The sequence below is a fragment of the Streptomyces sp. NPDC056738 genome (assembly GCF_042790435.1).
In the GTDB taxonomy this organism is placed as follows: Bacteria; Actinomycetota; Actinomycetes; order Streptomycetales; family Streptomycetaceae; genus Streptomyces.
This window is the reverse complement of the sequence record NZ_JBHTZF010000004.1, coordinates 264,921-289,664: the sequence shown is the minus strand read 5'-3', so window position 1 is coordinate 289,664 and position 24,744 is coordinate 264,921. Positions and strand designations below refer to the sequence as shown.

The following is a 24,744-nucleotide window of genomic DNA, read 5'->3' as shown; positions in this document are numbered from 1 at the left end:
CCAATGACCCCAACCACCCCGATCATCCCAACCACCGAAACCCGCACCCGTGCCCTCACCGACCCCGGACCGGCACCAGACCGTGGCCGGCACCAGACCCCGACCGGCACCGAACCCTGGCCGGCACCGGCACCGAACCCTGGCCGGCACACCGGCACCGGACCACGCGGACCCAGGCACCGGCACGGGCACCGGCATCGGCCCCGCAGGACCACCGGCCCCGCAACGCCACCCGACCCCGGCGCGGGCGACGGCCGTCGTCCTCCCCGGTCACACTCCCGGTTCGGAGGCGATCCGTCCGCTGCGGATCGCCGCCGTCAGGGCGGCATGGTCCGCCTCCGTGCGGTCCGCGTAGGCAACGGAGAAGGAGGCGACGGCCTCGTCCAGCTCCTCGTTCTTGCCGCAGTACCCGGCTATCAGGCGCGGGTCGACGCTGTGGCTGTGGGCGCGGGCCAGCAGGGCGCCGGTCATCCGGCCGTAGTCGTCGATGTGGTCGGCGGCCAGCGCGGCGGGATCGACACTGCCCTTGCGGTTGCGGAACTGGCGCACCTGGTAGGGCAGACCGTCGACCGAGGTCCAGCCGAGAAGGATGTCGCTGACGACCTGCATGCGCTTCTGGCCGAGGACGACCCGGCGGCCCTCGTGCGCCACCTCGGGCACGGGATGCCCGATGGTCGCCAGATGCGGGAGCAGCGCCGAGGAACGGGCCTCCTTGACCTGGAGGACCAGGGCTTCGCCGCGGTGGTCCAGGAGCAGCACGACGTACGAGCGGGTGCCGACGCTGCCGGTGCCGACGACGCGGAAGGCGACGTCGTGCACCGCGTGGCGGGCGAGCAGGGGGAGGCGGTCCTCGGAGAGCGTCGTCAGATAGTGCTCCAGGGAGGCCGCGACCGCGGCCGCCTCCGCGTCGGGGACACGGCGCAGCACGGGTGCCGCGTCGACGAAGCGACGGCCGCCGCCGTCCACGGCCTCGGTCGACCTGGCCGCGAACCGGCCGCTGGTGTTGGCCCGCGCCTTCTCGGAGACGCGCTCCAGCGTGCCGAGAAGGTCGTGGGCGTCGGCGTGGGAGACGAGTTCCTCGTCGGCGATGGCGTTCCAGGCGTCCAGGACCGGCAGCTTGGCCAGCAGGCGCATGGTGCGGCGGTACGCGCCCACGCAGTCGCGCGCGGCCGCGCGGCAGGTGTCCTCGTCGGCGCCGGCCTCCCGGCCCGCGAGCACGAGCGAGGTGGCGAGCCGCTTGAGGTCCCACTCCCAGGGGCCGTACACGGTCTCGTCGAAGTCGTTCAGATCGATGACCAGACCGCCGCGCGCGTCCCCGTACAGACCGAAGTTCGCCGCGTGGGCGTCGCCGCAGATCTGGGCGCTCACGCCGGTCATCGGGGTGCGGGCGAGGTCGTACGCCATGAGGCCGGCGCTGCCGCGCAGGAACGCGAAGGGGGTGGCCGCCATCCGGCCGACCCGTATCGGGGTGAGCCCGGTGATCCGGCCCCGGTTGGACTCCTCGACCGCGGTCACGGCGTCCGGCCGGTCGGCGTCCATCAGGAGCTCGGCGTGCGCCGCGCGCGGGACCCGCCCGCGCAGGGCCTTCCCCTCTTCCTTGGGCGAACCCTTCACCGGCCAGGCGGCGAACCCCGGAACCGCGAAGCCGCGGACCCCGAACGCCTCGGCCGCCGGCCCGCCCTCGGCCGCCACCGGCAGCCCATCAGGCGAAGAACCCCGCCCGGACTCCGGCACGGACGCGCCCGCGCCCTGCCCGGCACCGATCTCCTGGCTCAGCGGACCCGCCTGCTCGACGAGCCCGGCCCGTCCCGCCGGCGCCGTCCGCCGCTCCGCCCCCGCTGTACCGACCTCGGCCATCTCGACCGCCTCCCCCGCACACGAACATCAACTCGTGCTGACCGTACAGCCGGTCGCGAAAACACGTCAGACCCTGTGGACAACTCCGCCGACGCCCGGGAGACAGCCGCGCTCCCCGCCGGGCGCACCGCCCGACCGGCGCTGCTGCGCGGCACCCCGCGGTCCGGAGGCATTCGGCGCTCCACGGCCCGGCGGAACCATGCTCTAGAGCCCTCGGCAGGCCCCGCCCTCCGGCAGGTACCGCTCGGCCCAGGAACCCAGTTCCTTGAGGGCCGGCTCCAGGGCCGCGCCCGCTTCCGTCAGGGCGTAGGAGACCCGCAGCGGCGGCCCTTCGTCGACGTTCCGCACGACCAGACCGGCCGCGCCGAGTTCCGTGAGCCGGTCCGAGAGCATCCGCTCGCTGATGCCGGGGATGGCTCTGCGCAGGTCGGCGAAGTGGACCGGGTGCTGCATCAGGACCGCGACGACGAGGCCCGTCCATCGCTTTCCGAGCAGCGTGAAGACACGGGTCATGCCGTCGTCGACCTTCTGGCAAGGCCCCGCGTCGTGGCTTCCCGGTACTGGCATGGCTCCAGGGTACTGCGTCTCCACAAGGGGATGAAAAAAAGTAAGTGACTGTGTTATCTCTAGTTAGGCACGAAAGAGAAGCCCGCCGGGGCGACTCGGTTCCCTGCGACAGCTCTGCCCCGATCCGGTTCACACCCCCACCCGGGCCCGGTCCGTCCGGGACCCCGGAGCCCCGCGAGGGACCGAAGCACCCCGGCCCCCGGCGCCCCACCAGGCGCCGGCCCCCGCACGCCACCCGGGGCCTCGACGCCCCACACGGCGCCGACCGCCACGCCCCACCCGGCGCCGACGTCATCACCCCATACATCCCTTTTGCCTGGAGATCATCATGGCCACCCTCCTCCACATCGACTCGTCCGCCACCCCGGGCGGCGCCTCCGTCTCGCGCACCGTGACGGACGCCTTCCGCACGGCCTGGCAGGAGCAGCACCCCGACGGCACGGTGATCTACCGCGACCTCGCCGTGGACCCTGTGCCGCACATCACGGCCGAGGCCCACTCCGCCGGCTTCGCCGCCCCGGACACCCACACCCCCGGGCAGGCCGAGGCCTTCGCCGCACGCGTGAAGCTGATCGAGGAGGTGGAGAACGCGGACGCGATCCTGATCGGCGCCCCCATGTACAACTTCTCCATCCCCTCGACCCTGAAGGCATGGCTGGACAACGTCATCCTCATCGGGCGCACCGCCATGACGGAGGACTCGGCGATCAAGGGCACCCCGGTCACGGTCGTCGCCAGCCGTGGCGGCTCGTACGCGGCGGGCACTCCGCGCGAGGGCTTCGAGTACGTGCAGAACTACCTGAAGGCCGTGCTGGGCGACATGCTCGCCCTCGACGTCGAATTCATCGTCCCGGAGCTCACCATGGCCCCGCACAACCCGGCGATGGCCGACCTGGTCCCGCTCTTCGAGGCGTCCCGGAGCAAGGCCCTGGACGAGGCGGCCGCCCGCGCCAAGAAGGTCGCGGCGCACCTCGCCGCCTGATCACGGCACCCGGTGACCTCCACCGCGCCCACCGGACGCGGCACGGCGGTACGCCGGCGCACAGCCCCGCAGGGCCGGACACCCGCCCCGCGGGGCTCCGCCGCGTCCAGGGCCCTTCGGATCCGCGAGCACCTTCCACGGGCTGCGGGCCCACAGGCATCCTTCACGGCCTTCGGATCCGCGAGCACCGTTCACGGCCTTCGGATCCGCGAGCACCGTTCACGGCCTTCGGATCCGCGAGCACCGTTCACGGCCTTCGGATCCGCGAGCACCCTTCACGGCCGTCGGGCCCGCGACCCCGTGCACCGGCCGCCGCCCCGGCCAACTCCCGGACGATTCCCCACCACTTGCGTGAGAGCATCGTCACACTTCAGAGCGCTCCCGGCCGTCCGCGCGACCCGCGACGACCCGCACCACCCGGCGCGCGACATCGCGCGAGCACCGAGGAGGGTCGGCGGAAGCAGCCCGGGAGGGGCGCGGCGGAAGCGTCCCGGACAACGTGAAAGCCCCTCAGGTCATCGACCTGAGGGGCTTTCAGCTGGTGCGCGAGGGGGGAGTTGAACCCCCACGCCCTTTCGGGCACTGGAACCTGAATCCAGCGCGTCTGCCTATTCCGCCACCCGCGCATTGGGTGTGTCTTCCGTCTCCCGCTTTCGCCGCGGGCGCCTTCCGACATGCAGAAGATTAGCACGCTGTCAGGGGTGGAATCACATCCCTTTCCCCCGCCCCTCCCACCCGCGCACCGGCCGCCGCACACCCCCGGACCTCCACGGCCCCCACGAGCCCGGTGCCCTTGCCCCGCCCGGCCTCCCGGCCCCGGCGGCTCGGCATCCGGCGCCGGCCGCCTCGTCACCGGCGCCCCGGCGGGCGTCACACGTTTCAGACAGAACCGGTTCACGTATCAACCTCGTACCGGTCCGGCGCATCTCCCCAGGAGTCGGACGGGCTGCACAGTCAGGTGCGGGACACTGGTCCTGGGGCGCCTCTACGATCCATGGCAGAAGCAGTGCCGGGAAGAGTTCGAAGAGGGGCCTCTCAGGGAACTTCGGGAGGGGACTTCGGAAGGTGTCGACAACCCGTCGACCGTGCCGACAGGGGGAACCAGCCGATTTCCCGACGCGTGGATACGATCAGTAAGCAGTACCAGCAAGGCCGGGTAGGCCGGCTGGTCCAGCAGGGCCGGAAAGACGACAGCAAGCTGTACCAGGACGGCAACGACGGAGGAGGTGCCCCATGGGAGTCCTGAAGAAGTTCGAGCAGCGTCTCGAAGGTCTGGTCAACGGCACCTTCGCCAAGGTGTTCAAGTCCGAGGTCCAGCCCGTGGAGATCGCCGGAGCGCTGCAGCGCGAGTGCGACAACAACGCCACGATCTGGAACCGCGACCGGACCGTCGTCCCGAACGACTTCATCGTCGAACTGAGCACGCCCGACTTCGAGCGCCTCAGCCCCTACTCCGGACAGCTCGGCGACGAGCTCGCCGGAATGGTCCGCGACTACGCCAAGCAGCAGCGTTACACCTTCATGGGCCCCATCAAGGTCCACCTGGAGAAGGCCGACGACCTCGACACCGGTCTGTACCGGGTCCGCAGCCGTACGCTCGCCTCCTCCGCCAATCAGCAGTCTCCCGAGCGCGCCCCCGCGGGCCCCGCCCCGGCGGGCCCCCGCGGAGCCCAGGGTGGCTACGGCTACCCGCCCTCGGCCGCTCCCCCCATGCCGTCCGCGCCGCCGCCCGGCGGCCGTCCGGGCGTGGCACCCATGGGTGCCCGGCCCCCGGCCGGCCCGGCGGCGGGTGGCCGTATGCGGCACTGGGTCGAGATCAATGGCTCACGCCATCAGATCTCCCGCCCGACGCTGGTGCTGGGCCGCAGCACTGAAGCCGACGTGCGGATCGACGACCCCGGCGTATCGCGCCGGCACTGTGAGATCCGGACCGGAACGCCCTCGACGATCCAGGATCTCGGGTCCACCAACGGCATCGTGGTGGACGGGCAGCACACCACCCGCGCTACGCTCCGCGACGGCTCGCGGATCGTCGTGGGCAGCACCACCATCATTTACCGGCAAGCCGAAGGGTGAAGCGGGGGCAATGTCAGAGCTGACCCTCACGGTCATGCGGCTGGGTTTCCTGGCCGTACTGTGGCTGTTCGTGATCGTGGCCGTGCAGGTCATCCGCAGCGACCTGTTCGGAACGCGTGTCACACAGCGCGGCTCGCGCAGGGACGCCGCGAGGCCCCAGCAGGCCGCGCGACAGGCCGCGCCTCCGCAGCAGCGCCAGCAGCAGGCGCCCGCCGCCGGCGGCCGGCAGCGCCGTGGCGCACCATCCAAGCTGGTCGTCTCGGAGGGCACCCTCACGGGCACCACCGTGGCGCTCCAGGGCCAGACCATCACCCTGGGCCGGGCGCACGACAGCACCATCGTGCTGGACGACGACTACGCTTCCAGCCGGCATGCCAGGATCTACCCCGACCGGGACGGCCAGTGGATCGTCGAGGACCTCGGCTCCACCAACGGCACGTATCTCGACCGGAGCCGGCTGACGACCCCGACGCCCGTTCCGCTGGGCGCGCCGATCCGCATCGGCAAGACCGTCATCGAGCTGCGGAAGTAGTACGACAATGAGCGAGCGGAGCGAGCACGCAGCGGCGGTCCACACAAGGGACCCCGGCGCGCTCCCGACCGGAGGGTGGGCACCGTGCGGATGTACCCGGAGCCGACGGGCGAGGTGCGCATGAGTCTGTCACTGCGCTTCGCCGCCGGATCGCACAAAGGCATGATCCGCGAGGGCAACGAGGACTCGGGCTACGCCGGTCCCCGTCTGCTCGCGATCGCCGACGGGATGGGCGGCCAGGCCGCCGGTGAGGTCGCCAGCTCCGAGGTGATCTCCACCATCGTCGCGCTCGACGACGACGTCCCCGGATCCGACATCCTCACCTCGCTCGGCACCGCCGTGCAGCGTGCCAACGACCAGCTCCGGCTGATGGTCGAGGAGGACCCGCAGCTCGAGGGCATGGGCACCACGCTCACCGCCCTGCTGTGGACCGGCCAGCGGCTCGGTCTCGTCCACGTCGGCGACTCCCGCGCGTACCTGCTGCGGGACGGCGTGCTCACGCAGATCACCCAGGACCACACCTGGGTGCAGCGCCTCGTCGACGAGGGCCGCATCACCGAGGAAGAGGCCACCACCCACCCGCAGCGCTCCCTGCTGATGCGCGCGCTGGGCAGTGGCGACCACGTCGAACCCGACCTCTCGATCCGCGAGGTCCGCGCCGGCGACCGGTACCTGATCTGCTCCGACGGCCTCAGCGGCGTCGTCTCCCACCAGACGATGGAAGACACCCTCGCCAGCTACCAGGGCCCGCAGGAGACCGTGCAGGAGCTCATCCAGCTCGCGCTGCGCGGCGGCGGTCCGGACAACATCACCGTCATCGTGGCCGACGTCCTCGACATCGACTCCGGTGACACGCTCGCGGCCCAGCTCTCCGACACCCCGGTCGTGGTCGGCGCGGTCGCCGAGAACCAGCACCAGCTCCACGACAACGGCGCCATGCAGACGCCCGCCGGCCGTGCTTCCGGCCTCGGCCGGCCCGTGCCCGGACAGGGCGGCGGCGGCGAGTTCGGCCCGCCCGGCAGCGGCGACACCACCGGCTACGTCTCCACGAACAGCTTCGGGGACTACACCGACGAGGACTTCGTCAAGCCGCGCTCCGGACGCAGGTGGCTCAAGAGATCCTTCTACGTCGTCCTGACGCTCGCCGTCATCGGCGGCGGCCTGTACGGCGGCTACCGCTGGACGCAGACGCAGTACTACGTCGGCGCCGAGGACGACCACGTCGCCCTCTACCGCGGCATCAGCCAGGACCTGGCCTGGGTCTCGCTCTCGAAGGTGGAGAAGAACCACCCCGAGATCGAACTCAAGTACCTGCCGCCGTACCAGCAGAAGCAGGTCAAGGCGACCATCACCGAAGGCGGCCTGGCCGACGCGCAGGCGAAGATCGACGAGCTCGCCGTGCAGGCGTCCGCCTGCCGCAAGGACGCCCAGCGCCGTGCCGCCGAGAGCCAGAACAGCGCGAAGCCCAGCTCCGCCAAGGCCGACGGGACCACGGGAACCACAAAGACCTCTCTGACGTCCAAGGCCACGTCCAGCCCGAGCCCGACCCCGTCGAGCTCGGCACCCTCGTCCTCCAAGTCCACGACCGCACCCACTCCCACACCCGGCCCCAGCCTCTCCGACGAGGAGCAGAAGCTGGTCTCGCTGTGCGGTAAGCAGTAAGAAGCCGTGAGGGGCCCTGTCACACGATGAGCAGTAGTACGAACACGCCGACGCACCACACGTCCACGATCGGATCGATCGGCACACCCAGCCGACGCAACACCGAACTGGCCTTGCTGGTGTTCGCCGTTGTCATCCCGGTGTTCGCCTACGCCAACGTGGGCCTCGCGATCGACGACAAGGTGCCCACGGGCCTGCTGAGCTACGGCCTCGGCCTCGGCCTGCTGGCCGGCGTCGCCCACCTCGCGGTGCGCAAGTTCGCGCCGTACGCGGACCCGCTGCTGCTGCCGCTGGCCACGCTCCTCAACGGGCTCGGCCTGGTGATCATCTGGCGGCTCGACCAGTCCAAGCTGCTCCAGTCGATCAACCAGGCCGGCAACGCGGCACCGCGCCAGCTCCTGTACACGGCGCTGGCCATCGCCCTGTTCGTCGCCGTGCTGTTCTTCCTGAAGGACCACCGCGTCCTGCAGCGCTACACGTACATCTCCATGGTCGGCGCGCTGGTCCTGCTGCTGCTGCCGCTGGTCCCGGGCCTGGGTGCCAACATCTACGGCGCCAAGATCTGGATCTCGGTCGCCGGGTTCTCCATCCAGCCCGGTGAGTTCGCGAAGATCGTCCTCGCGATCTTCTTCGCCGGTTACCTGATGGTGAAGCGCGACGCGCTCGCCCTGGCCAGCCGCCGCTTCATGGGCCTGTACCTCCCGCGCGGCCGCGACCTCGGCCCGATCCTCGTGGTCTGGTTCATCTCGATCCTGATCCTGGTGTTCGAGACCGACCTCGGTACGTCGCTGCTGTTCTTCGGAATGTTCATCATCATGCTGTACGTCGCCACCGAGCGGACGAGCTGGATCGTCTTCGGTCTGCTGATGTCGGCGGGCGGCGCGGTCGGCGTGGCCACCTTCGAGCCGCACATCCAGACGCGTGTCCAGGCCTGGCTCGACCCGATGCACGAGTACCTGCTCAGCCAGTCCGGGGTCCAGGACGGCATCATCCACTCCGAGCAGGCCATGCAGGCGCTGTGGGCGTTCGGCTCCGGTGGCACTCTCGGCACCGGCCTCGGCCAGGGCCACTCCGAGCTCATCCGCTTCGCCGCCAACTCCGACTTCATCCTCGCCACGTTCGGCGAGGAACTGGGTCTCGCCGGAGTCATGGCGATCCTGGTGCTCTACGGCCTGATCGTCGAGCGCGGCATCCGCACGGCGCTCGCGGCCCGCGACCCGTTCGGCAAGCTCCTCGCGGTCGGCCTGTCCGGCGCCTTCGCCCTCCAGGTCTTCGTGGTCGCCGGCGGCGTCATGGGCCTGATCCCGCTGACCGGTATGACCATGCCGTTCCTGGCCTCCGGTGGTTCCTCCGTCATCGCCAACTGGGCGCTCGTCGGCGTACTGATCCGCATCAGCGACACCGCCCGCCGCCCGGCGCCCGCGCCCGCCCCCAGCCCCGACGCCGAGATGACCCAGGTGGTCCGCCCGTGAACAAGCCCCTGCGCCGGATCGCGATCTTCTGCGGGCTCCTCGTCCTCGCGCTGCTCCTCCGCGACAACTACGTCCAGTACGTCCAGGCGGACACCCTGCGAACCGACGCGCACAACCGCCGCGTCGCCATCGAGCGGTACGCCACCCCGCGCGGCGACATCATCGTCGACGGCAACCCCATCACCGATTCCACCGAGACGAAGAAGAACGGCATCAACGACTTCGTCTGGAAGCGCACCTACAAGGACGGCGCCATGTGGGCGCCGGTGACGGGGTACGCCTCACAGGCCTTCGACGCCTCCCAGCTCGAGAAGCTGGACGACGGCATCCTCACCGGCAACGACGACCGGCTCTTCTTCCGCAACACCCTCGACATGATCACGGGCAAGCCGAAGCAGGGCGGCAACGTCGTCACCACCCTCAACGCCGCCGCGCAGAAGGCCGCCTACAAGGGCCTGCTGAGCCGGGGCAAGGGCGCCGTCGCCGCGATCAACCCGCAGACCGGCGCGATCCTGGCGCTGGCCTCCACCCCGTCGTACGACCCCTCGTCCTTCGCCGGAAACACCAACAGCGACGCGAAGGCCTGGAACAAGCTCCAGAAGAAGAACAACCCCGACGACCCGATGCTCAACCGGGCGCTGCGCGAGACCTACCCGCCGGGCTCCACCTTCAAGGTGGTCACCGCGGCCGCGGCGCTGGAGAACGGCCTGTACAAGTCGGCGGAGGAGCACACCGACACCCCGCTGCCCTACATCCTGAAGGGCACCAGGACCGAGCTGAAGAACGAGGGGAACATCCCCTGCAAGAACGCCACGATGCGCGACGCGCTCAAGGTGTCCTGCAACACGGTCTTCGGCAAGATCGGCGCCGACCTCGGTAAGGACAAGATGCAGGCCGAGGCCGAGAAGTTCGGCTTCAACTCCGAGCAGCTCACCCCGGTGCGCTCCAACGCCTCCGTCTTCCCCAAGAAGATGGACGACGCCCAGACCGCGCTCAGCTCCATCGGCCAGTTCGAGACGGCCGCCACCCCGCTGCAGATGGCGATGGTGGCCTCCGCCGTGGCCAACCAGGGCACGCTCATGAAGCCCTACATGGTCGACAAGCTGCAGGCGCCCAACCTGGACGTCATCTCGCAGACCGAGCCGGAGAAGATGAGCCAGCCGCTCTCCGAGGGCAACGCCCAGATCCTGCAGTCGATGATGGAGACGGTCGTCAAGGAGGGCACGGGCACCAAGGCGCAGATCCCCGGGATCACGGTGGGCGGCAAGACCGGTACCGCCCAGCACGGTGTCGCCAACAGTGAGAAGCCTTACGCGTGGTTCATCTCCTACGCGAAGCTCCCCGACGGCAGCTCCCCGGTCGCCGTGGCGGTCGTCGTCGAGGACGGCAGCGCCAGCCGCGACGACATCACCGGTGGCGGTCTGGCCGCCCCCATCGCAAGGGACGTGATGAAGGCAGTCATCGACAGCAAGAAGTGACCCCGCTCACGTCCCCATCACATCGGTGCACGTTGCGATACCGGTCCTGTCACGGGTGACGGTCTAGGCCAGGTCACAGAAGCCGATCCGGGTACGGTATGCCCGGACAGCACACCGCCGGACCACACAAAGGTGCGGTCGGGACCGACGGAGAGGGCTGGTAGGTAGCTATGGAAGAGCCGCGTCGCCTCGGCGGCCGGTACGAGCTGGGCCACGTGCTCGGCCGTGGTGGCATGGCCGAGGTCTACCTCGCGCATGACACCCGGCTCGGCCGTACCGTGGCGGTGAAGACGCTGCGGGCCGACCTCGCACGCGATCCGTCGTTCCAGGCCCGGTTCCGCCGGGAGGCCCAGTCGGCCGCCTCGCTCAACCATCCCGCGATCGTCGCCGTCTACGACACGGGTGAGGACTACATCGACAACACCTCCATCCCGTACATCGTGATGGAGTACGTCGACGGATCCACGCTGCGCGAGCTGCTGCACTCGGGACGCAGACTGCTGCCCGAGCGGTCCATGGAGATGACCATCGGCATCCTCCAGGCCCTGGAGTACTCGCACCGCGCCGGCATCGTCCACCGCGACATCAAGCCCGCCAACGTCATGCTCACGCGCAACGGCCAGGTCAAGGTCATGGACTTCGGCATCGCCCGCGCCATGGGCGACGCCGGCATGACGATGACGCAGACCGCCGCGGTCATCGGCACGGCCCAGTACCTCTCTCCCGAGCAGGCGAAGGGCGAACAGGTCGACGCCCGCTCGGACCTCTACTCCACCGGCTGCCTGCTCTACGAGCTGCTGACCGTGCGCCCGCCGTTCGTGGGCGACTCCCCGGTCGCCGTCGCGTACCAGCACGTCCGCGAGGAGCCCCAGCCCCCGTCGGTCTTCGACCCCGAGATCACGCCCGAGATGGACGCGATCGTGCTGCGGGCCCTCGTGAAGGACCCGGACTACCGCTACCAGTCCGCCGACGAGATGCGCGCCGACATCGAGGCCTGCCTCGACGGCCAGCCCGTCGCGGCCAGCGCCGCCATGGGCTCGGTCGGTTACGGCGGCTACGGCGACGACCAGCCGACCACGGCCCTGCGCTCCACGGACGCCCAGGCCACGTCGATGCTGCCGCCCATGAACCCGGACGACGGCGGCTACGGCTACGACGACCGCCCCGACCGGCGCCGCCAGAAGAAGAACAACACCTCGACGATCCTCCTGGTCGTCGCGGGCGTCCTGGTGCTCATCGGCGCGATCCTGATCGGAAAGTACGCCTTCTCGGGCAAGGGAACGGCCAGCGACTCGTTCAAGGTGCCCAACTTCGTGAGCCAGACGTACAAAGACGCTCAGAAGATGGCGGACAACCGCGAGCTGAAGCTCGCCCCCACCCGCAAGCCGTGCGACGAGGAGCCCAAGGGCAACGTCTGCTCGCAGGACCCGGCCTTCGGCTCGACGGTGAAGAAGGGCGACACGATCAACATCGTCGTGTCCACGGGCGCGCCGAAGGTGGCGGTGCCCGACGTGACGGGCCTCACCTTCGAGAAGGCCAAGTCCCAGCTCGAGGCCAAGGGATTCACGGTCGAGAAGAAGACCGAGGAATCCGACCAGAAGCCGGGCGTGGTCATCTCCCAGGACCCCACGGGCGACACGGACGCGGAGAAGAAGTCGACCGTCACCCTGACCGTGGCCGCGGAGAAGAAGCAGTCCACCGTCCCGGACGTCACCGGGAAGAGCTGTGACGAGGCCAAGGCGCAGATGACGGCCAACAACCTCGTCGGTGAGTGCGTCGACACGGAGACCGACGACCAGAACCTGGTCGGCAAGGTCATCAAGACGACCCCGGCGGCCAACACGCAGGCGGACCCCGGCTCCACGGTGCAGATCCAGATCGGCAAGGCCAAGCAGCAGGCGACGGTGCCGAACGTCTTCGGCAAGACCGTGGCCGAGGCGAGGCAGATCCTGCAGCAAGCCGGCTTCAACAACATCCAGTTCGCCCAGGGCAGCGACGGAAGTGACGACGCCAAGGTCATCGGCCAGGACCCGCAGGCCAACAGCCCGGCCAACGGCAGCCCGGACAACACCACCGTCACGCTGACGACGATCAAGATCGGCGGCAACAACAACGGTGGTAACAACAACGGTGGCGGCGGCCTCTTCGGTGGCAACAACGGATAGGCCCCACCGGTAGCCGTACTCGGGCGACCGAACGGAAAGGGCCCCCGCACTCGAGAGTGCGGGGGCCCTTTCCGTCGTCTCGCCGTCACCCCGGTGCGGAGCGACGGTGTGGCGCGACGGCGGCTAAGACGTCAGAGCGGTTCCTGTCGGCGACATCAGCGCAGTTCCTTCGGCGGGGTGCGGGCGTTGTCGACCTTCTCCACTCGCTCCAGTTCGCCCCACACCACGTAGCGGTAGCGGGAGGTGTACACCGGGGTGCAGGTCGTCAGGGTGATGTAGTGGCCCGGCTTCGTCTTGCCGGACTGCTTCGGGACCGTCTGGAGAACCTTGACGTTGTACTTCGAGGTCTGCGGAAGGATGTCGAAGACCTTGTAGACGTACCACTTGTCCCGGGTCTCGAAGACGATCGCGTCGCCCTTGGCGATCTTGTCGATGTTGTGGAACTTGGCGCCGTGGCCGTCCCGGTGGGCGGCGAGCGTGAAGTTGCCGTCCTTGCCGGTCATCGGCAGGGACGACTTGACGGGTTCCGTGTAGTAGCCGGCGACACCGTCGTTGAGGATCTTCGTCGCCGTGCCCTTCTCGACCAGGACCTCGCCGTTCTTCATCGCCGGGACGTGCAGGAAGCCGATGCCGTCCTTGGTGTCCAGAGCGCCGGGACCGCTCGGCGACTGCGCCCAGTGGTCGCGGACCTTGTCGCCCTGCTTGTGCGCCTCGCGGTCGGCCACGACGTTCGTCCACCACAACGAGTAGACGACGAACAGGCCCAGCACCAGCCCCACCGTGATGAGGAGTTCGCCGAAGAAGCTGACCGTCGTCGCGAACCATCCCATGGGCCGGCGCCCGCCGCGCGCGTCACCGGAGACCGCGAATCCGGCGTCCGATCCGGCGCGTTCGTCGTGGTCGATCCTCGCTGCCACTGTTCATCTGCCCCGTCTGGTCTGTCTCAGGTTGTCTCTCGTGCACGTCCCGCCGACGCGGGTCCGCCCCCGTACGTACCGGGGGCCGGCGTCCGACCTCAGTCCATCAGCGCGTCGGGCTTGCCCTTGCTGCGCGGCCGGTCCTCGACCATCTTGCCCCAGACGATCATCCGGTACTTACTGGTGAACTCCGGTGTGCAGGTGGTCAGCGTGATGTAGCGACCGGGTCCGGTGAACCCCGAGCCCTTGGGGATCGGGTCGAGCACGCTCGTGTTGCTCGGACTCGTCACCGGCAGGATCGACGCCATCTTGTAGACGTAGTAGTCGTCCTGCGTCTCGACGACGATCTCGTCGCCCGGCTTGAGGCGGTTGATGTAGCGGAACGGTTCGCCGTGGGTGTTGCGGTGCCCGGCGAGCGCGAAGTTGCCGGTCTTGGCGTCCGGCATCGCCGTCTTGAGCGGCGCCTCGCCGTAGTGGCCGACCATGCCGCGGTCCAGCACCTTCGTCTTGCTGATGCCCTCCGCGATCGGCGCGACCACGTCCAGCTTCGGGATGTGCAGGATGGCGAAGCCCTGCCCGGGCGAGAACGTCCCCGGATTGCGCTTGCCGTTCGCCCAGTCCTGCTGAAGGCTGCTCGCCTCGCTGCCCGCCTGCTGGTGCGCCCGCACGTTCGACCACCAGAGCTGGTACGTCACGAACAGCAGCATCAGCACGCCGGTGGTGATGAACACCTCGCCGACCATCCGGCTCACGAGAACCGCCGCACCCGGTTTCGAGGCCCGTGCCGCGCGCCGGGCGTCCATCCGGCTCCGCGGGGTCCCAGCGGCCTCCTGAGCCGTCTCCTGGGGCTCGTGGGGGTCCTGTGGCCCTCCGGGCCGCCCGTGGCGTCTGGCGGCCTTACGGCGGGCCGCACGCCCCCCGACGGCGGAGCCGGTGCCGCCGTCGGCCGCACGCGCGCGGCGCTCCGCCCGCGCCGGCGAGCCGGGAAGGCGCAACGCGACCGTCTCGTCGTCGAACGGCAGGCCCGGCACGACCGGGTCCGGCGCGGGAGCCGCGACGGGCGCGGCCACCGGTCCACGCGTGTGGGGCACCGCGGGCTCCTGGTACGGCGGGGCGTAGGCCCGCTCGTACTCGTCCGCGTACGAGGGTGCCGCCGCCGGGGCGGAAGGCATCGCCTGCGTCTGCGCCTGTGCCCGGACCGCCTGCGCTCGGGCCTGAGCTGCCTGGGCCTGGGCATGCGCCTGGGCCTGCGCTGCCTGGGCTTGGGCTTGTGCCTGTGCCGCCTGGGCTTGGGCATGCGCCTGGGCCTGGGCCTGGGCCTGTGCCTGGGCCTGGGCCTGGGCCTGGGCCTGTGCCTGGGCCTGTGCCTGTGCCTGGGCCTGTGCCTGTGCGGCGTACGCCTGCGCCGCCTGGGCCTGAGCCGCCTGCAGGTGCGCCGCCTGCATCCGTGCGGCCTGCTCCTGCTGCTGCGCCGCGTACCAATCGGGGCCGTACCCGCCCTGGCCGTAGCCCTGCTGCGGGACTCCCTGCTGCTGTACGCCCTGTTCCTGGCCGGGGAGCGGATCCGTCAGGGGGTCCGCGAGACCTCCGACCGCCGCCTCGAACGCGCCGGCGCCCCCGTACGCGGCCTCGCCGCCGTAGGGGGAGCTGTCGCGCTCGGGGCGCAGCGCGGTCACGCCGTGGCCCTGCCCACCACCGGGGCGAGCCCCGCCGACCTCGCCACGGCCACCTTGTCACCGCACTCGAGCAGCCAGTTGGCGAGCATCCGGTGGCCGTGCTCGGTCAGCACCGACTCCGGGTGGAACTGCACGCCCTCGACCGGCAGTTCACGGTGTCTCAGCCCCATGATGATCCCGTCGTGGGTGCGGGCCGTGACCTCCAGCTCGGCCGGAACGGTCTCCGGCTCGGCCGCCAGCGAGTGGTAGCGGGTCGCCGTGAAGGGTGACGGCAGTCCGGCGAAGACGCCCTTGCCCTGGTGCTCCACGAGCGAGGTCTTGCCGTGCAGCAGCTCGGGCGCCCGGTCGACCACGCCTCCGTACGCCACCTGCATCGACTGCATCCCGAGGCACACGCCGAAGACGGGGACCCCGGTCGCGGCGCAGTGGCGGACCATGTCGATGCAGACACCGGCCTGTTCGGGAGCACCGGGCCCCGGGGACAGGAGCACACCGTCGAAGCCGTCCTGGGCGTGCGCCGTCGACACTTCGTCGTTGCGCAGCACCTCGCACTCCGCGCCCAACTGGTAGAGGTACTGGACCAGGTTGAAGACGAAGCTGTCGTAGTTGTCCACGACGAGGATGCGCGTGCTCACTGGCTGTCCACCGTCACATCGTTGAAGGGCAGCAGTGGTTCGGCCCACGGGAAGACGTACTGGAAGAGCACGTAGACCACCGCCAGGACGAGGACGAGTGCGATCAGCGCCCTCACCCATACGCTCCCCGGCAGATGCCGCCAGATCCAGCCGTACATGCCGTCCCTTCCGTCGCCGTACGCCAACAGACTAACGGCGCAGAGCCGCCGGTTTCCCTGCCTCCACAGGCTGTGTGGAATCAAGATGTGCCCAGACGATCAACCGATGGCTGTGCCCCCACTCCGGATCGCACGTGGTCAGCGTGAGATAGCGTCCCGGACGCGTATACCCGGACTTACGTGGCACAGGGTCGATCACCTCAACGTCGGAGGGCACTGTTTTGTAAGGGCCTTTGTCGATCCGATACGTGAACCAGGTCGTCCCGTCCGTCAGCACCACCGCGTCACCCCGCCGGAGCTCGGGAAAGTCCTTGAACGGATCGCCGTACGTACGCCGGTGGCCCGCGACCGAGAAGTTGCCCTCCTGGCCGAGCTGCGCGGTCCCGCGGTAGTGACCGAGCCCCTTCTTCAGGACCTGCGTGGCCGTGCCTTCGAGCACGGGCTTGTTCCACGTGAAACCAAGACGCGGGATGTACATGACCGCGAACGGGCCGCCGTACTTGTAGGGACCCGGCGCCTTCGGGCTTCCGGCGGCGGTCCCGCCGCCGCTGCCGGCGCCCCCCGACGCGTCCGGGCCGGACTCCGGCGACCGGGCAGCCGCACCCTTCGACCACTGTTTCTGGAGCACTTCGATCTGGTGGTCCATCGCGCTGTCGGCCTTGACCCCCGTCCAGAACAGCACGTAGACCACGAAGAGCACGATCAGGGTGCCGACGGTCAGGCACAGCTCACTGATCGTCCTGACGAACACTCGCACCGACACAAGGCCCCCCGGCGGCAGTTCGCTCCACGGGCTTCGCCCCCTGCTCCGCGAGGTCCGGGCGCCTACTCCACGGGCTTCGCGTAGTGGAGATCCACTGTGCCCGAGTAGCCGGGAAGAGTCACCGTCCCGTTCTCCTCGACTTTCCAGCCGAGCCCGTAGACGTTGACGTACACCATGTAGTTCTGGATCGCCGGGGAGGCGGCGAGCGACTTCTGGAGCTTCGCCGGGTCCCCGATGGCGGTGATCTTGTAGGGGGGCGAGTAGACGCGGCCCTGGAGGATCAGGGTGTTGCCGACGCAGCGCACGGCGCTGGTGGAGATCAGCCGCTGGTCCATCACCTTGATGCCCTTGGCGCCGCCCTGCCACAGGGCGTTCACCACGGCCTGGAGGTCCTGCTGGTGGATGACGAGGTAGTCGGGCTGCGGCTCGGGATAGCCGGGAAGCTTGGCCGTCGCGTTCGGCGGGGCGTCGTTGAGCGTGACCGTGACGGCCTCGCCCTTGAGCTTCTGGGTGCCCGCGTTCTTCTCCAGCGCCGCGAGCCGGGCGTCGCCGGCCGCGCTGCTGCCGTCCTCGCTGCCGGCGAGGGTGTCCACGTCCCGGCGCAGGGCGCCGTTGGACTCGTCCAGCGTCGCGTTCTTGTGACTGCGCTCCTGGATCAGGTCGGACAGCTTCAGCATCGACGAGTCCGTACGGATGTTCGTACCCTTGGCCGTGTCGAAGCTCGTGAAGAAGATGAGGCCCGCGAGGGCGAAGACGGCCACCGTGAGCACACGTACAGGCCGAAAACGGTGAGTACCGCCAGGACTGGAATTCGTCCCGGGGGAGTCGGCAGAATTGCTCAACGTACCCTTATCTCCTTCGGCGCCGCGGAAGCACTACGCTAACGGACGCCCGGGGGAGCGCTCAGTGTCCCCTTGTACGCTGCCCCGGAGCCCGCCCCAGTTCCCTGCGCGGCCACGCAGCGCATCGACAGGAGAGACCCTCGTGCCGAAGTCACGTATCCGCAAGAAGGCCGACTACACGCCGCCCCCGGCGAAGCAGGCGACCAACATCAAGCTGACCAGCAACACCTGGGTCGCACCGGCCATGCTGGCCATGTTCCTCATCGGCCTCGCCTGGATCGTCGTCTTCTACGTGACGGACGGCACCCTGCCGATCGACGCGCTCGACAACTGGAACATCGTGGTCGGCTTCGGCTTCATCGCGGCCGGGTTCGGCGTCTCCACGCAGTGGAAGTGACGGTCTTCCGGCACCCGGAAGCGCCGCGGGCACGAGCTCTGCCCACAGCTCTCCACTGAGTTATCCACAAGAGTTGTCCACAGGTGGAAAAGAAAGACGATCTGTGGATAACTAATGGGCGGTTGACGCCGGTGTGACTGGTCCACCAGCCCCCGCAAACCTGTTCGCCCCCTGTCCGACCTGGGAAAACCCGGGTCAGTGACAGGGGGCACAGCTGTTCCCGCAGCGCATGCACAAGATCCACCGTGATCTGTGGACAACATCACTTCTCAGGTGAGCCCGGCGCTCTCTCAGGTGAGCTGAGCCGTCCTGAGCAGGGTCGTGACGACCACCGCGGCCAGCATCAGCCCGGCCACCCCGTACTGGACGAGGTTCCTCCGCTCGCGCGGGGCGTGGACCATGGCGTAGCCGACGACCACACCGCCGATCAGCCCGCCGACGTGCGCCTGCCAGGCGATGTTGAAGCCGGGCGAGAAGCTGATGATCAGGTTGACCACCAGCAGGCCGATGACCGGGCGCATGTCGTAGTTGAGCCGGCGCATCAGCACCGCGGTGGCGCCGAACAGCCCGAAGATCGCCCCGGAGGCGCCGAGCGACGGCTGCTGGGGGCCGGCGAGCAGATAGCTGAGCGCGCTGCCCGCGAGGCCGGAGACGAAGTACAGGGTGATGTACCGGGCGCGGCCGAGCGCGGCTTCCAGGGGACCGCCGATCCACCACAGGCTGACCATGTTGAACAGGATGTGCATGACGCCGCCGTGCAGGAACATCGACGTCACCATGCGGTACCACTGGCCTTCGGCCACGCCCTGGACCTCGCCGGAGAGCCAGGCACGGCCGAAGAGGTCGAAGCTGTTGGTGAAGGCGTCGCCCACCGCGACCTGGACGAGGTAGAGGGCCAGGTTGAGGCCGATCAGCACCTTGGTGACGAGCCGGGGGTCGGACGCGACGGTACCGCCGGCGAGGGTGCGGGGCTGGTTGGCCGCCGGGGCGTGGCCGGTGCCGGAGCCGCCGCGGACGCAGTCGGGGCACTGGAAGCCGACGGACGCGCTGACCATGCATTCGGGGCAGATCGGACGCTCACAGCGGGTACAGCGCACGCCGGCCTCGCGGTCCGGGTGCCGGTAGCAGCCGGGCAGGCTCCGGGCGTCCTGCGGTCCCTGATCCGGCGGGCCCTGCGGGCTGCCGGGCGGCTGCTGGTCCATGGGGTCCCCTCATTCTCCGTACGGCTCGCACACGGTCTCGGCGGGTCCGGGTGCAACGCACCGCCCCGTCCATCCTTACGGATGAACGGGGCGTTTGGTTCCCTGCGGGATGCTTCGGACTCACGGAAGGGAGCCCGGCGCGGACTCAGCGTTCGCGGGTCTCGACGACGACCGATTCGATCACGATGTCCTGGACCGGGCGCTCCGTGCGCGGATTGGTCGGGGCACCGGCGATGGCGTCCACGATCTTCTGGCTGGCCGCGTCCGTGACCTCGCCGAAGATGGTGTGCTTGCGGGTCAGCCAGGCCGTCGGGGCGACGGTGATGAAGAACTGCGAGCCGTTGGTGGCGGGACCGGCGTTCGCCATGGCCAGCAGGTAGGGCCTGTCGAAGCGGAGGTCCGGGTGGAACTCGTCCTCGAACTGGTAGCCCGGGCCCCCGGTGCCGTTGCCCAGCGGGTCTCCGCCCTGGATCATGAAGCCGCTGATCACCCGGTGGAAGACCGTGCCGTCGTACAGCTTCTCCATGGATGTCACACCCGTCTCCGGGTTGACCCACTCGCGCTCACCCGTGGCGAGTTCGACAAAGTTCCGGACCGTCTTCGGCGCGTGGTTCGGCAGGAGCCGGATGTCGATGTCGCCTTGGCTGGTCTTCAGGGTGGCGTAAAGCTGCTCGGCCACGATCCGCCTTCCGTTGCCTTCTCTTGACGGCCCGATCCTCGCACGGACCGGGCCGCTCGGTCCCCGACCGCCACCCCCGGACGCACGTACGGATACGGGCTCCCGGCGGAACGTCACACGGCCGGAACTCCGTGCGCACGGAAGGTCGCGCATACGGAAGGCCGCCCATAGGGAAGGCCACGCACACGGAAAGCCGCCCGTACGGAAGGCCGTCCCTACGGAAATCACGTCGAGTCGCGCCGGACGGGGGCGGGCCGGGGCGATCCGTGGCATTGTCGACGACAAGCTCCCGTTGCCCCGTATTGATCCGCTATCTCACTTGATCGACACCTGACCGGCTCCGCCCCGGAGTCTCCGGGAGTCGGTATCCGTGACACGGATGCCCGCCCTCACATGCCCCGGACCCCATCGGCGGGCATGATCCCCCTAGGGGTGGAAAGGTGAACTGTGTGTCTTTGGGGGTACCTGGTACCCCCGACGTACGCCACCGAGGAGGAGGAAACCCGTGACCCGCATCGACAGCGTGCGCGCCGCGACCGGCTCGGCGAAGGACAGCGTGCTGCACGCCGCGGAAGTGGTGGCGCCTTACGCCGACACGGCCAAGGACAGGGCCTCGTACTACGCGACCGAAGCACGTGTACGGCTCGCGCCGAAGGTGTCGCAGGCCGCCGAACAGGCCCGCGTCCAGTACGACGCCCATCTCGCCCCGCGCCTTGAGCAGGCCCGTACCCATGTGCCGCCGAAGGTCGACCAGGTCGCTCAGGAGGCGGCCATCCGTACCCGCAAGGCGGCTCGTCAGGCCGCCGACTACTCGAAGCCGAAGATCGAGCAGGCGGTGGCCGCGACCCAGCCCGTCATGGACGAGGCCGCGGCCCGCAGTGTGGCGGCCTTCGCCGCTCTGCGCGGCCAGGTCACACCGCAGGAGATCCAGAAGCTTCTTCGCAAGCACGACCGCCGGGCCAGGGCCGGCCGTGTCGTGAAGACGCTGGCGGTGCTGGGACTTCTGGCGGGCGGCGCCTTCGCCGCCTGGAAGTGGTGGGACAAGCAGGCCAACCCGGACTGGCTCGTCGAGCCTCCGGCGGCGACCGAGGTGCCCGAAGGTGGGCACCTGTCGGCGGTCGACGGCAGCGGCCAGTCCGATCTGGACCCCGAGGTCCAGGTCAAGGAAGCCGAGGAGAAGGCGGCCGAGCGCGACGACCGCCACTGACCGGCCCAACATCGCGGCGGGGCAGGAGACTTGAAGGTCTCCTGCCCCGCCGCGATGTTTCACGTGGAACATCGGCGCGGGCGACCGTGCCACTCCGCGGAGATTTACCCACACCGCTCACGATGACGTTTGCAACGGCTCGCGTGTGCAGCATCCATGGAGATGTTGTTGACGGAATGCGTCGATCCGATCACCCGGCAGCCGGTGTGGCAGCTCACACAAGGGTCCCGACAGCCCCGGCACCCCCGCGGCCCCGCGTCGGCCGCACGCACGGCGGCGCCGCGGGCCGTACGTCACCCCGATCGTTTGCGCAAAGAACTGCAACCCCTGCAAAGTCACTTCTGTGACTCAGGTCACTGGGGTCACCTCGCGAGCCACTCCCCGACGGCCCCGGCCGGCCCAAGAGCCGCTCCACCAGGGCCGCGCGCTCGGGCACGAGGGCATGCAAAAACCGGCCAGCCGCCGCTGTGGGCGTCTGACCGGTCCGGTGTGTGGAGCCTAGGGGAGTCGAACCCCTGACATCTGCCATGCAAAGACAGCGCTCTACCAACTGAGCTAAGGCCCCGTAAGAGGAGCGTCCGACCACAGGAACCATCCGTCGACGGGCGCCGCAGACCAGAGTACCGGGTCACGCGGGGGATCTCGCAAAATATTGGGGGTCCCCGTGGACGACCACTCTCCGTAAGATGCTCGACGTGGTTCGCTGTCGCGAACCGCGGTACTTGGGGAAGCGATGGGGAGACGCAATGGACGCCGCACAGCAGGAAGCAACCGCGAGAGCCCGGGAGCTGCAGCGGAACTGGTACGGGGAGCCGCTGGGGGCGCTCTTCCGTAGGCTCATAGAGGACCTGGGTCTGAACCAGGCGCGTCTTGCCGGGGTGCTGGGGCTGTCCGCGCCCATGTTGTCGCAGCTGATGAGCGGTCAGCGGGCCAAGATCGGCAATCCCGCTGTGGTCCAGCGCGTCCAGCTTCTGCAGGACCTGGCGGGGCAGGTCGCCGACGGAAGCGTCAGCGCCGCCGAGGCGACCGAGCGGATGGACGAGATCAAGAAGTCCCAGGGGGGATCGGTGCTCAGCAACACCACGCAGTCCACGACCAGTTCGGGAGCCCCGACGGTCAAGCGGGTGGTCCGCGAGATCCAGTCACTGCTGCGGTCGGTGGCGGCGGCCGGAGACATCATCGACGCGGCGGACACCCTCGCCCCGACCCACCCGGAACTGGCAGAGTTCCTCCGGGTCTACGGTGCCGGCCGTACGTCCGACGCGGTCGCGCACTACCAGTCCCACCAGAGCTGAGCCGAGCCCGGCCGCCGACCGCCCGGCGCTGGAGGCAGTGACACCTCCGGCCGCCGCACGTGATGCAGCCGGGCACCTCGGAAGAGGTCTCCGGACCGACCGCCGAAGGGGAGCGACGTACGACCATGGGTGAGGTCTTCGCAGGCCGGTACGAACTGGTCGACCCGATCGGGCGCGGGGGAGTCGGTGCCGTGTGGCGCGCCTGGGACCACCGGCGGCGCCGTTACGTGGCCGCCAAGGTGCTCCAGCAGAGCGACGCACACGCCCTGCTGCGGTTCGTGCGGGAACAGGCGCTGCGCATCGACCATCCCCATGTGCTGGCTCCCGCGAGCTGGGCCGCCGACGACGACAAGGTCCTGTTCACGATGGATCTGGTCGCCGGGGGCTCCCTGGTCCATCTGGTCAACGACTACGGCCCCTTGCCCCCCGCCTTCGTCTGCGTGCTGACCGACCAGCTCCTCGCGGGTCTCGCCGCCGTGCACGCGGAGGGGGTGGTGCACCGTGACATCAAGCCCGCCAACGTGCTCCTTGAAGCCACCGGCACCGGGCGGCCCCGGTTGCGCCTGTCCGACTTCGGCATCGCCATGCGGCTGGGTGAACCCCGGCTCACCGAGACCAACTACGTCGTGGGGACGCCGGGTTACTTCGCGCCCGAGCAGATGCTGGGCTCCGAGCCCGACTTCCCCGCCGACCTGTTCGCTGTCGGCCTGGTCGCGCTGTACCTCCTGGAGGGCAGCAAGCCGGACGCCAAGGCACTGATCGAGTACTTCGCCGAGCACGGCACGCCGTCCGCGCCCCGGGGCATACCCGAGCCGCTGTGGCAGGTCCTGGCGATGCTGCTCCAGCCGGATCCGCACGCGCGGTTCCGGACCGCCACGGGGGCGCGCAAGGCCCTGGCCGCCGCCGTCGAGCTGCTGCCCGAGCCCGGGCCCGACGACGAACTGATCGAGGTCTTCGACCAACTCGGTCCGCTGCCCGAGGGTTTCGGACCCACGGGCCCGTCGGGACGGGGGTCCGATGCGACGGGCGGTTCACGGACCCTGTCCTCCCAGGGGTTTCCGGACACCACCGAGGCCGCCGACTCGCAGTTCGACGCGGACGACTCCGGCCGCTCCCTGTTCCATCCCGCCTCGACGTCCACGAGCGGCCCGCAGGAGGCTTCGCGCTCCGGGTACGGCTCAGGGACGAACACCCCCGAGGAGTCAGGGGAGTTGCGGGAGCGGAGGCAGGACGGGGCGGGAAGCGTCCGGTCCGCTCCCGACACCGAGGACGGCCTGTCGGCTCCAGAGGACCCCGAGGAAGCGGGAGTTGAGCCCGCCCGGGAGCGAATACGGCCTCCGGCCGGCTTCGGCGACGTGGCCACCGGACCGACCTCCGGTGGCGTGCGGGCTCGCCCAGCCCCCGACGACGTACAGGCCGGGCCCGCCCCCGACAACGTACAGGCCGGGCCCGCCCCCGACGACGTACAGGATCGGCCCGCGTCCAGCGGCACGCGGCATCGCGCCGACTCCGAGGACGTACAGGCTCGCGCCCTCCCCGACGGCGTACCGCCGCGGCCCGCGGACGACGGCGTACAGCCCGGGGCCCTCGACGGCCGGTCCCCCGCAGTGGACGCCACACCCCGGGACCCGGCCCCGGCGGTCTCCCCACGGCCGTCCTCGATGTCGGACACCGGAAGTTTTCACCTGCCTCCGCCGCGGCCCGCGCCCCCCGCCGACCCCCGGCGGCAACCGCAGACCGGGCCTTCCGGCGACCGGTCCTCGTCCGTGCGGACGCCCCACCTCCAGGCAGCGCGGCCGGACCAGGGGACTCCCACTCCCCCCACCTCGGTGCCGTTCCCCCCGTCGTCCGCGCCGTTCTCGCCGCCGGCTTTCGACCCGACCCCGACCCCGACTCCCCCGACCGCGCCCCTTCCCGTGTACGCGTCCTCCCCGCACCGGTCCCCCGTCCCGCCCGCCGCGATGCCGCAGCACACCTACGCCTCCACCGCTTCGTACACCGCCCGGTCCGTCCAGGTCCCGGCGAAGGCCGCGGCCCGTCCGGACCACCGCAGGAGACACACACGGCCGCGCCCGGGGCCGCCCGCCACGGTCGCCGTGCCGATGCTGCTGCTCGCACTGGCCTGTTTCGCGGTGGGGTTCTGGGCGCTGAGCCAGATCTGAGGGCCGAGAGCCGACGAGCG

At 69.9% G+C, this 24,744-nt stretch carries 21 protein-coding genes and 2 tRNA genes; 12 read left to right on the top strand and 11 right to left on the bottom strand.

Annotated elements, in window-relative coordinates:
- Positions 1 to 270: 270 nt before the first annotated feature.
- Positions 271 to 1,857: a DUF2252 domain-containing protein gene (locus ACFRIC_RS12390; RefSeq protein ID WP_382783387.1), complete on the bottom strand. Its 1,587-nt coding sequence runs from the start codon at positions 1,855 to 1,857 to the stop codon at positions 271 to 273.
- Between the two features lie 204 nt (positions 1,858 to 2,061).
- The gene (locus ACFRIC_RS12385) at positions 2,062 to 2,424 is read right to left on the bottom strand and encodes a winged helix-turn-helix transcriptional regulator (RefSeq protein ID WP_382783384.1); all 363 of its coding nucleotides are present in this window, start codon (positions 2,422 to 2,424) and stop codon (positions 2,062 to 2,064) included.
- A 328-nt stretch (positions 2,425 to 2,752) separates the two neighbouring features.
- On the opposite strand from ACFRIC_RS12385, the gene ACFRIC_RS12380 reads away from it, so the two are divergent.
- Positions 2,753 to 3,406: an FMN-dependent NADH-azoreductase gene (locus ACFRIC_RS12380; protein WP_382783381.1), complete on the top strand. Its 654-nt coding sequence runs from the start codon at positions 2,753 to 2,755 to the stop codon at positions 3,404 to 3,406.
- Positions 3,407 to 3,945: 539 nt separating this feature from the next.
- On the opposite strand, the gene ACFRIC_RS12375 is transcribed toward ACFRIC_RS12380, so the two are convergent.
- Positions 3,946 to 4,032, bottom strand: a tRNA-Leu gene (locus ACFRIC_RS12375).
- A 494-nt stretch (positions 4,033 to 4,526) separates the two neighbouring features.
- On the opposite strand from ACFRIC_RS12375, the gene ACFRIC_RS12370 reads away from it, so the two are divergent.
- The 7 genes from ACFRIC_RS12370 to pknB all read left to right on the top strand — a co-directional run bounded on the left by ACFRIC_RS12370 (position 4,527) and on the right by pknB (position 12,791).
- Positions 4,527 to 4,652 carry a hypothetical protein gene (locus ACFRIC_RS12370; protein ID WP_362393720.1) on the top strand — a complete coding sequence of 42 codons (126 nt, stop codon included), beginning with the start codon at positions 4,527 to 4,529 and terminating at the stop codon, positions 4,650 to 4,652.
- Positions 4,640 to 5,482: an FhaA domain-containing protein gene (locus tag ACFRIC_RS12365; RefSeq protein ID WP_382783377.1), complete on the top strand. Its 843-nt coding sequence runs from the start codon at positions 4,640 to 4,642 to the stop codon at positions 5,480 to 5,482. Before ACFRIC_RS12370 ends, ACFRIC_RS12365 begins: the two co-directional genes overlap by 13 nt.
- A 10-nt stretch (positions 5,483 to 5,492) precedes the next feature.
- Positions 5,493 to 6,014, top strand: coding sequence for an FHA domain-containing protein (locus tag ACFRIC_RS12360; RefSeq protein WP_355762002.1), 522 nt, complete (start codon positions 5,493 to 5,495; stop codon positions 6,012 to 6,014).
- A gap of 90 nt (positions 6,015 to 6,104) precedes the next feature.
- The gene (locus ACFRIC_RS12355) at positions 6,105 to 7,676 is read left to right on the top strand and encodes a Stp1/IreP family PP2C-type Ser/Thr phosphatase (RefSeq protein ID WP_382784248.1); all 1,572 of its coding nucleotides are present in this window, start codon (positions 6,105 to 6,107) and stop codon (positions 7,674 to 7,676) included.
- Positions 7,677 to 7,702: 26 nt separating this feature from the next.
- Entirely contained in the window at positions 7,703 to 9,148 is a 1,446-nt protein-coding gene (locus ACFRIC_RS12350) for an FtsW/RodA/SpoVE family cell cycle protein (RefSeq protein ID WP_382783373.1), read from the top strand.
- On the top strand, positions 9,145 to 10,626 hold the full coding sequence (locus tag ACFRIC_RS12345; protein WP_382783370.1) for a peptidoglycan D,D-transpeptidase FtsI family protein: 1,482 nt from the start codon (positions 9,145 to 9,147) through the stop codon (positions 10,624 to 10,626). The genes ACFRIC_RS12350 and ACFRIC_RS12345 overlap by 4 nt, the downstream gene beginning before the upstream one ends.
- Positions 10,627 to 10,796: 170 nt before the next feature.
- A complete protein-coding gene (pknB, locus tag ACFRIC_RS12340) occupies positions 10,797 to 12,791 on the top strand; it encodes a Stk1 family PASTA domain-containing Ser/Thr kinase (protein ID WP_382783368.1) in 1,995 nt (664 codons plus the stop codon).
- A 155-nt stretch (positions 12,792 to 12,946) separates the two neighbouring features.
- Here the strand turns inward: pknB and ACFRIC_RS12335 are convergent, their stop codons facing one another.
- From ACFRIC_RS12335 to ACFRIC_RS12315, 5 genes are all read right to left on the bottom strand, one after another.
- Complete coding sequence (locus ACFRIC_RS12335; protein WP_382783366.1) at positions 12,947 to 13,708, bottom strand: class E sortase; 762 nt, start codon at positions 13,706 to 13,708, stop codon at positions 12,947 to 12,949.
- Positions 13,709 to 13,806: 98 nt separating this feature from the next.
- Positions 13,807 to 15,153, bottom strand: coding sequence for a class E sortase (locus tag ACFRIC_RS12330; protein WP_382784245.1), 1,347 nt, complete (start codon positions 15,151 to 15,153; stop codon positions 13,807 to 13,809).
- A gap of 227 nt (positions 15,154 to 15,380) precedes the next feature.
- Complete coding sequence (locus ACFRIC_RS12325) at positions 15,381 to 16,019, bottom strand: aminodeoxychorismate/anthranilate synthase component II (RefSeq protein WP_261703708.1); 639 nt, start codon at positions 16,017 to 16,019, stop codon at positions 15,381 to 15,383.
- Between the two features lie 189 nt (positions 16,020 to 16,208).
- On the bottom strand, positions 16,209 to 16,934 hold the full coding sequence (locus ACFRIC_RS12320) for a class E sortase (RefSeq protein ID WP_382783361.1): 726 nt from the start codon (positions 16,932 to 16,934) through the stop codon (positions 16,209 to 16,211).
- A gap of 68 nt (positions 16,935 to 17,002) precedes the next feature.
- Entirely contained in the window at positions 17,003 to 17,782 is a 780-nt protein-coding gene (locus ACFRIC_RS12315; protein WP_382783359.1) for a DUF881 domain-containing protein, read from the bottom strand.
- A 142-nt stretch (positions 17,783 to 17,924) separates the two neighbouring features.
- Here ACFRIC_RS12315 and crgA point away from each other — a divergent pair, with 142 nt between their 5' ends.
- A complete protein-coding gene (gene crgA / locus ACFRIC_RS12310; protein ID WP_326786732.1) occupies positions 17,925 to 18,179 on the top strand; it encodes a cell division protein CrgA in 255 nt (84 codons plus the stop codon).
- 290 nt (positions 18,180 to 18,469) lie between these two features.
- On the opposite strand, the gene ACFRIC_RS12305 is transcribed toward crgA, so the two are convergent.
- Together ACFRIC_RS12305 and ACFRIC_RS12300 are read right to left on the bottom strand one after the other, a co-directional pair.
- Entirely contained in the window at positions 18,470 to 19,381 is a 912-nt protein-coding gene (locus tag ACFRIC_RS12305) for a rhomboid family intramembrane serine protease (protein WP_382783355.1), read from the bottom strand.
- Positions 19,382 to 19,526: 145 nt separating this feature from the next.
- A complete protein-coding gene (locus tag ACFRIC_RS12300; RefSeq protein ID WP_382783352.1) occupies positions 19,527 to 20,060 on the bottom strand; it encodes a peptidylprolyl isomerase in 534 nt (177 codons plus the stop codon).
- A gap of 505 nt (positions 20,061 to 20,565) precedes the next feature.
- Between ACFRIC_RS12300 and ACFRIC_RS12295 the strand changes: the two genes are divergently transcribed.
- Positions 20,566 to 21,267, top strand: a complete 702-nt coding sequence (locus ACFRIC_RS12295) for a DUF5324 family protein (RefSeq protein ID WP_382783350.1) — start codon at positions 20,566 to 20,568, stop codon at positions 21,265 to 21,267.
- Positions 21,268 to 21,759: 492 nt separating this feature from the next.
- Here the strand turns inward: ACFRIC_RS12295 and ACFRIC_RS12290 are convergent.
- Positions 21,760 to 21,832 (bottom strand) — tRNA-Ala (locus tag ACFRIC_RS12290).
- Between the two features lie 181 nt (positions 21,833 to 22,013).
- On the opposite strand from ACFRIC_RS12290, the gene ACFRIC_RS12285 reads away from it, so the two are divergent.
- Together ACFRIC_RS12285 and ACFRIC_RS12280 are read left to right on the top strand one after the other, a co-directional pair.
- Positions 22,014 to 22,562, top strand: a complete 549-nt coding sequence (locus ACFRIC_RS12285; protein WP_037614940.1) for a transcriptional regulator — start codon at positions 22,014 to 22,016, stop codon at positions 22,560 to 22,562.
- Positions 22,563 to 22,687: 125 nt separating this feature from the next.
- A complete protein-coding gene (locus ACFRIC_RS12280) occupies positions 22,688 to 24,724 on the top strand; it encodes a protein kinase (protein WP_382783347.1) in 2,037 nt (678 codons plus the stop codon).
- Positions 24,725 to 24,744: the final 20 nt, after the last annotated feature.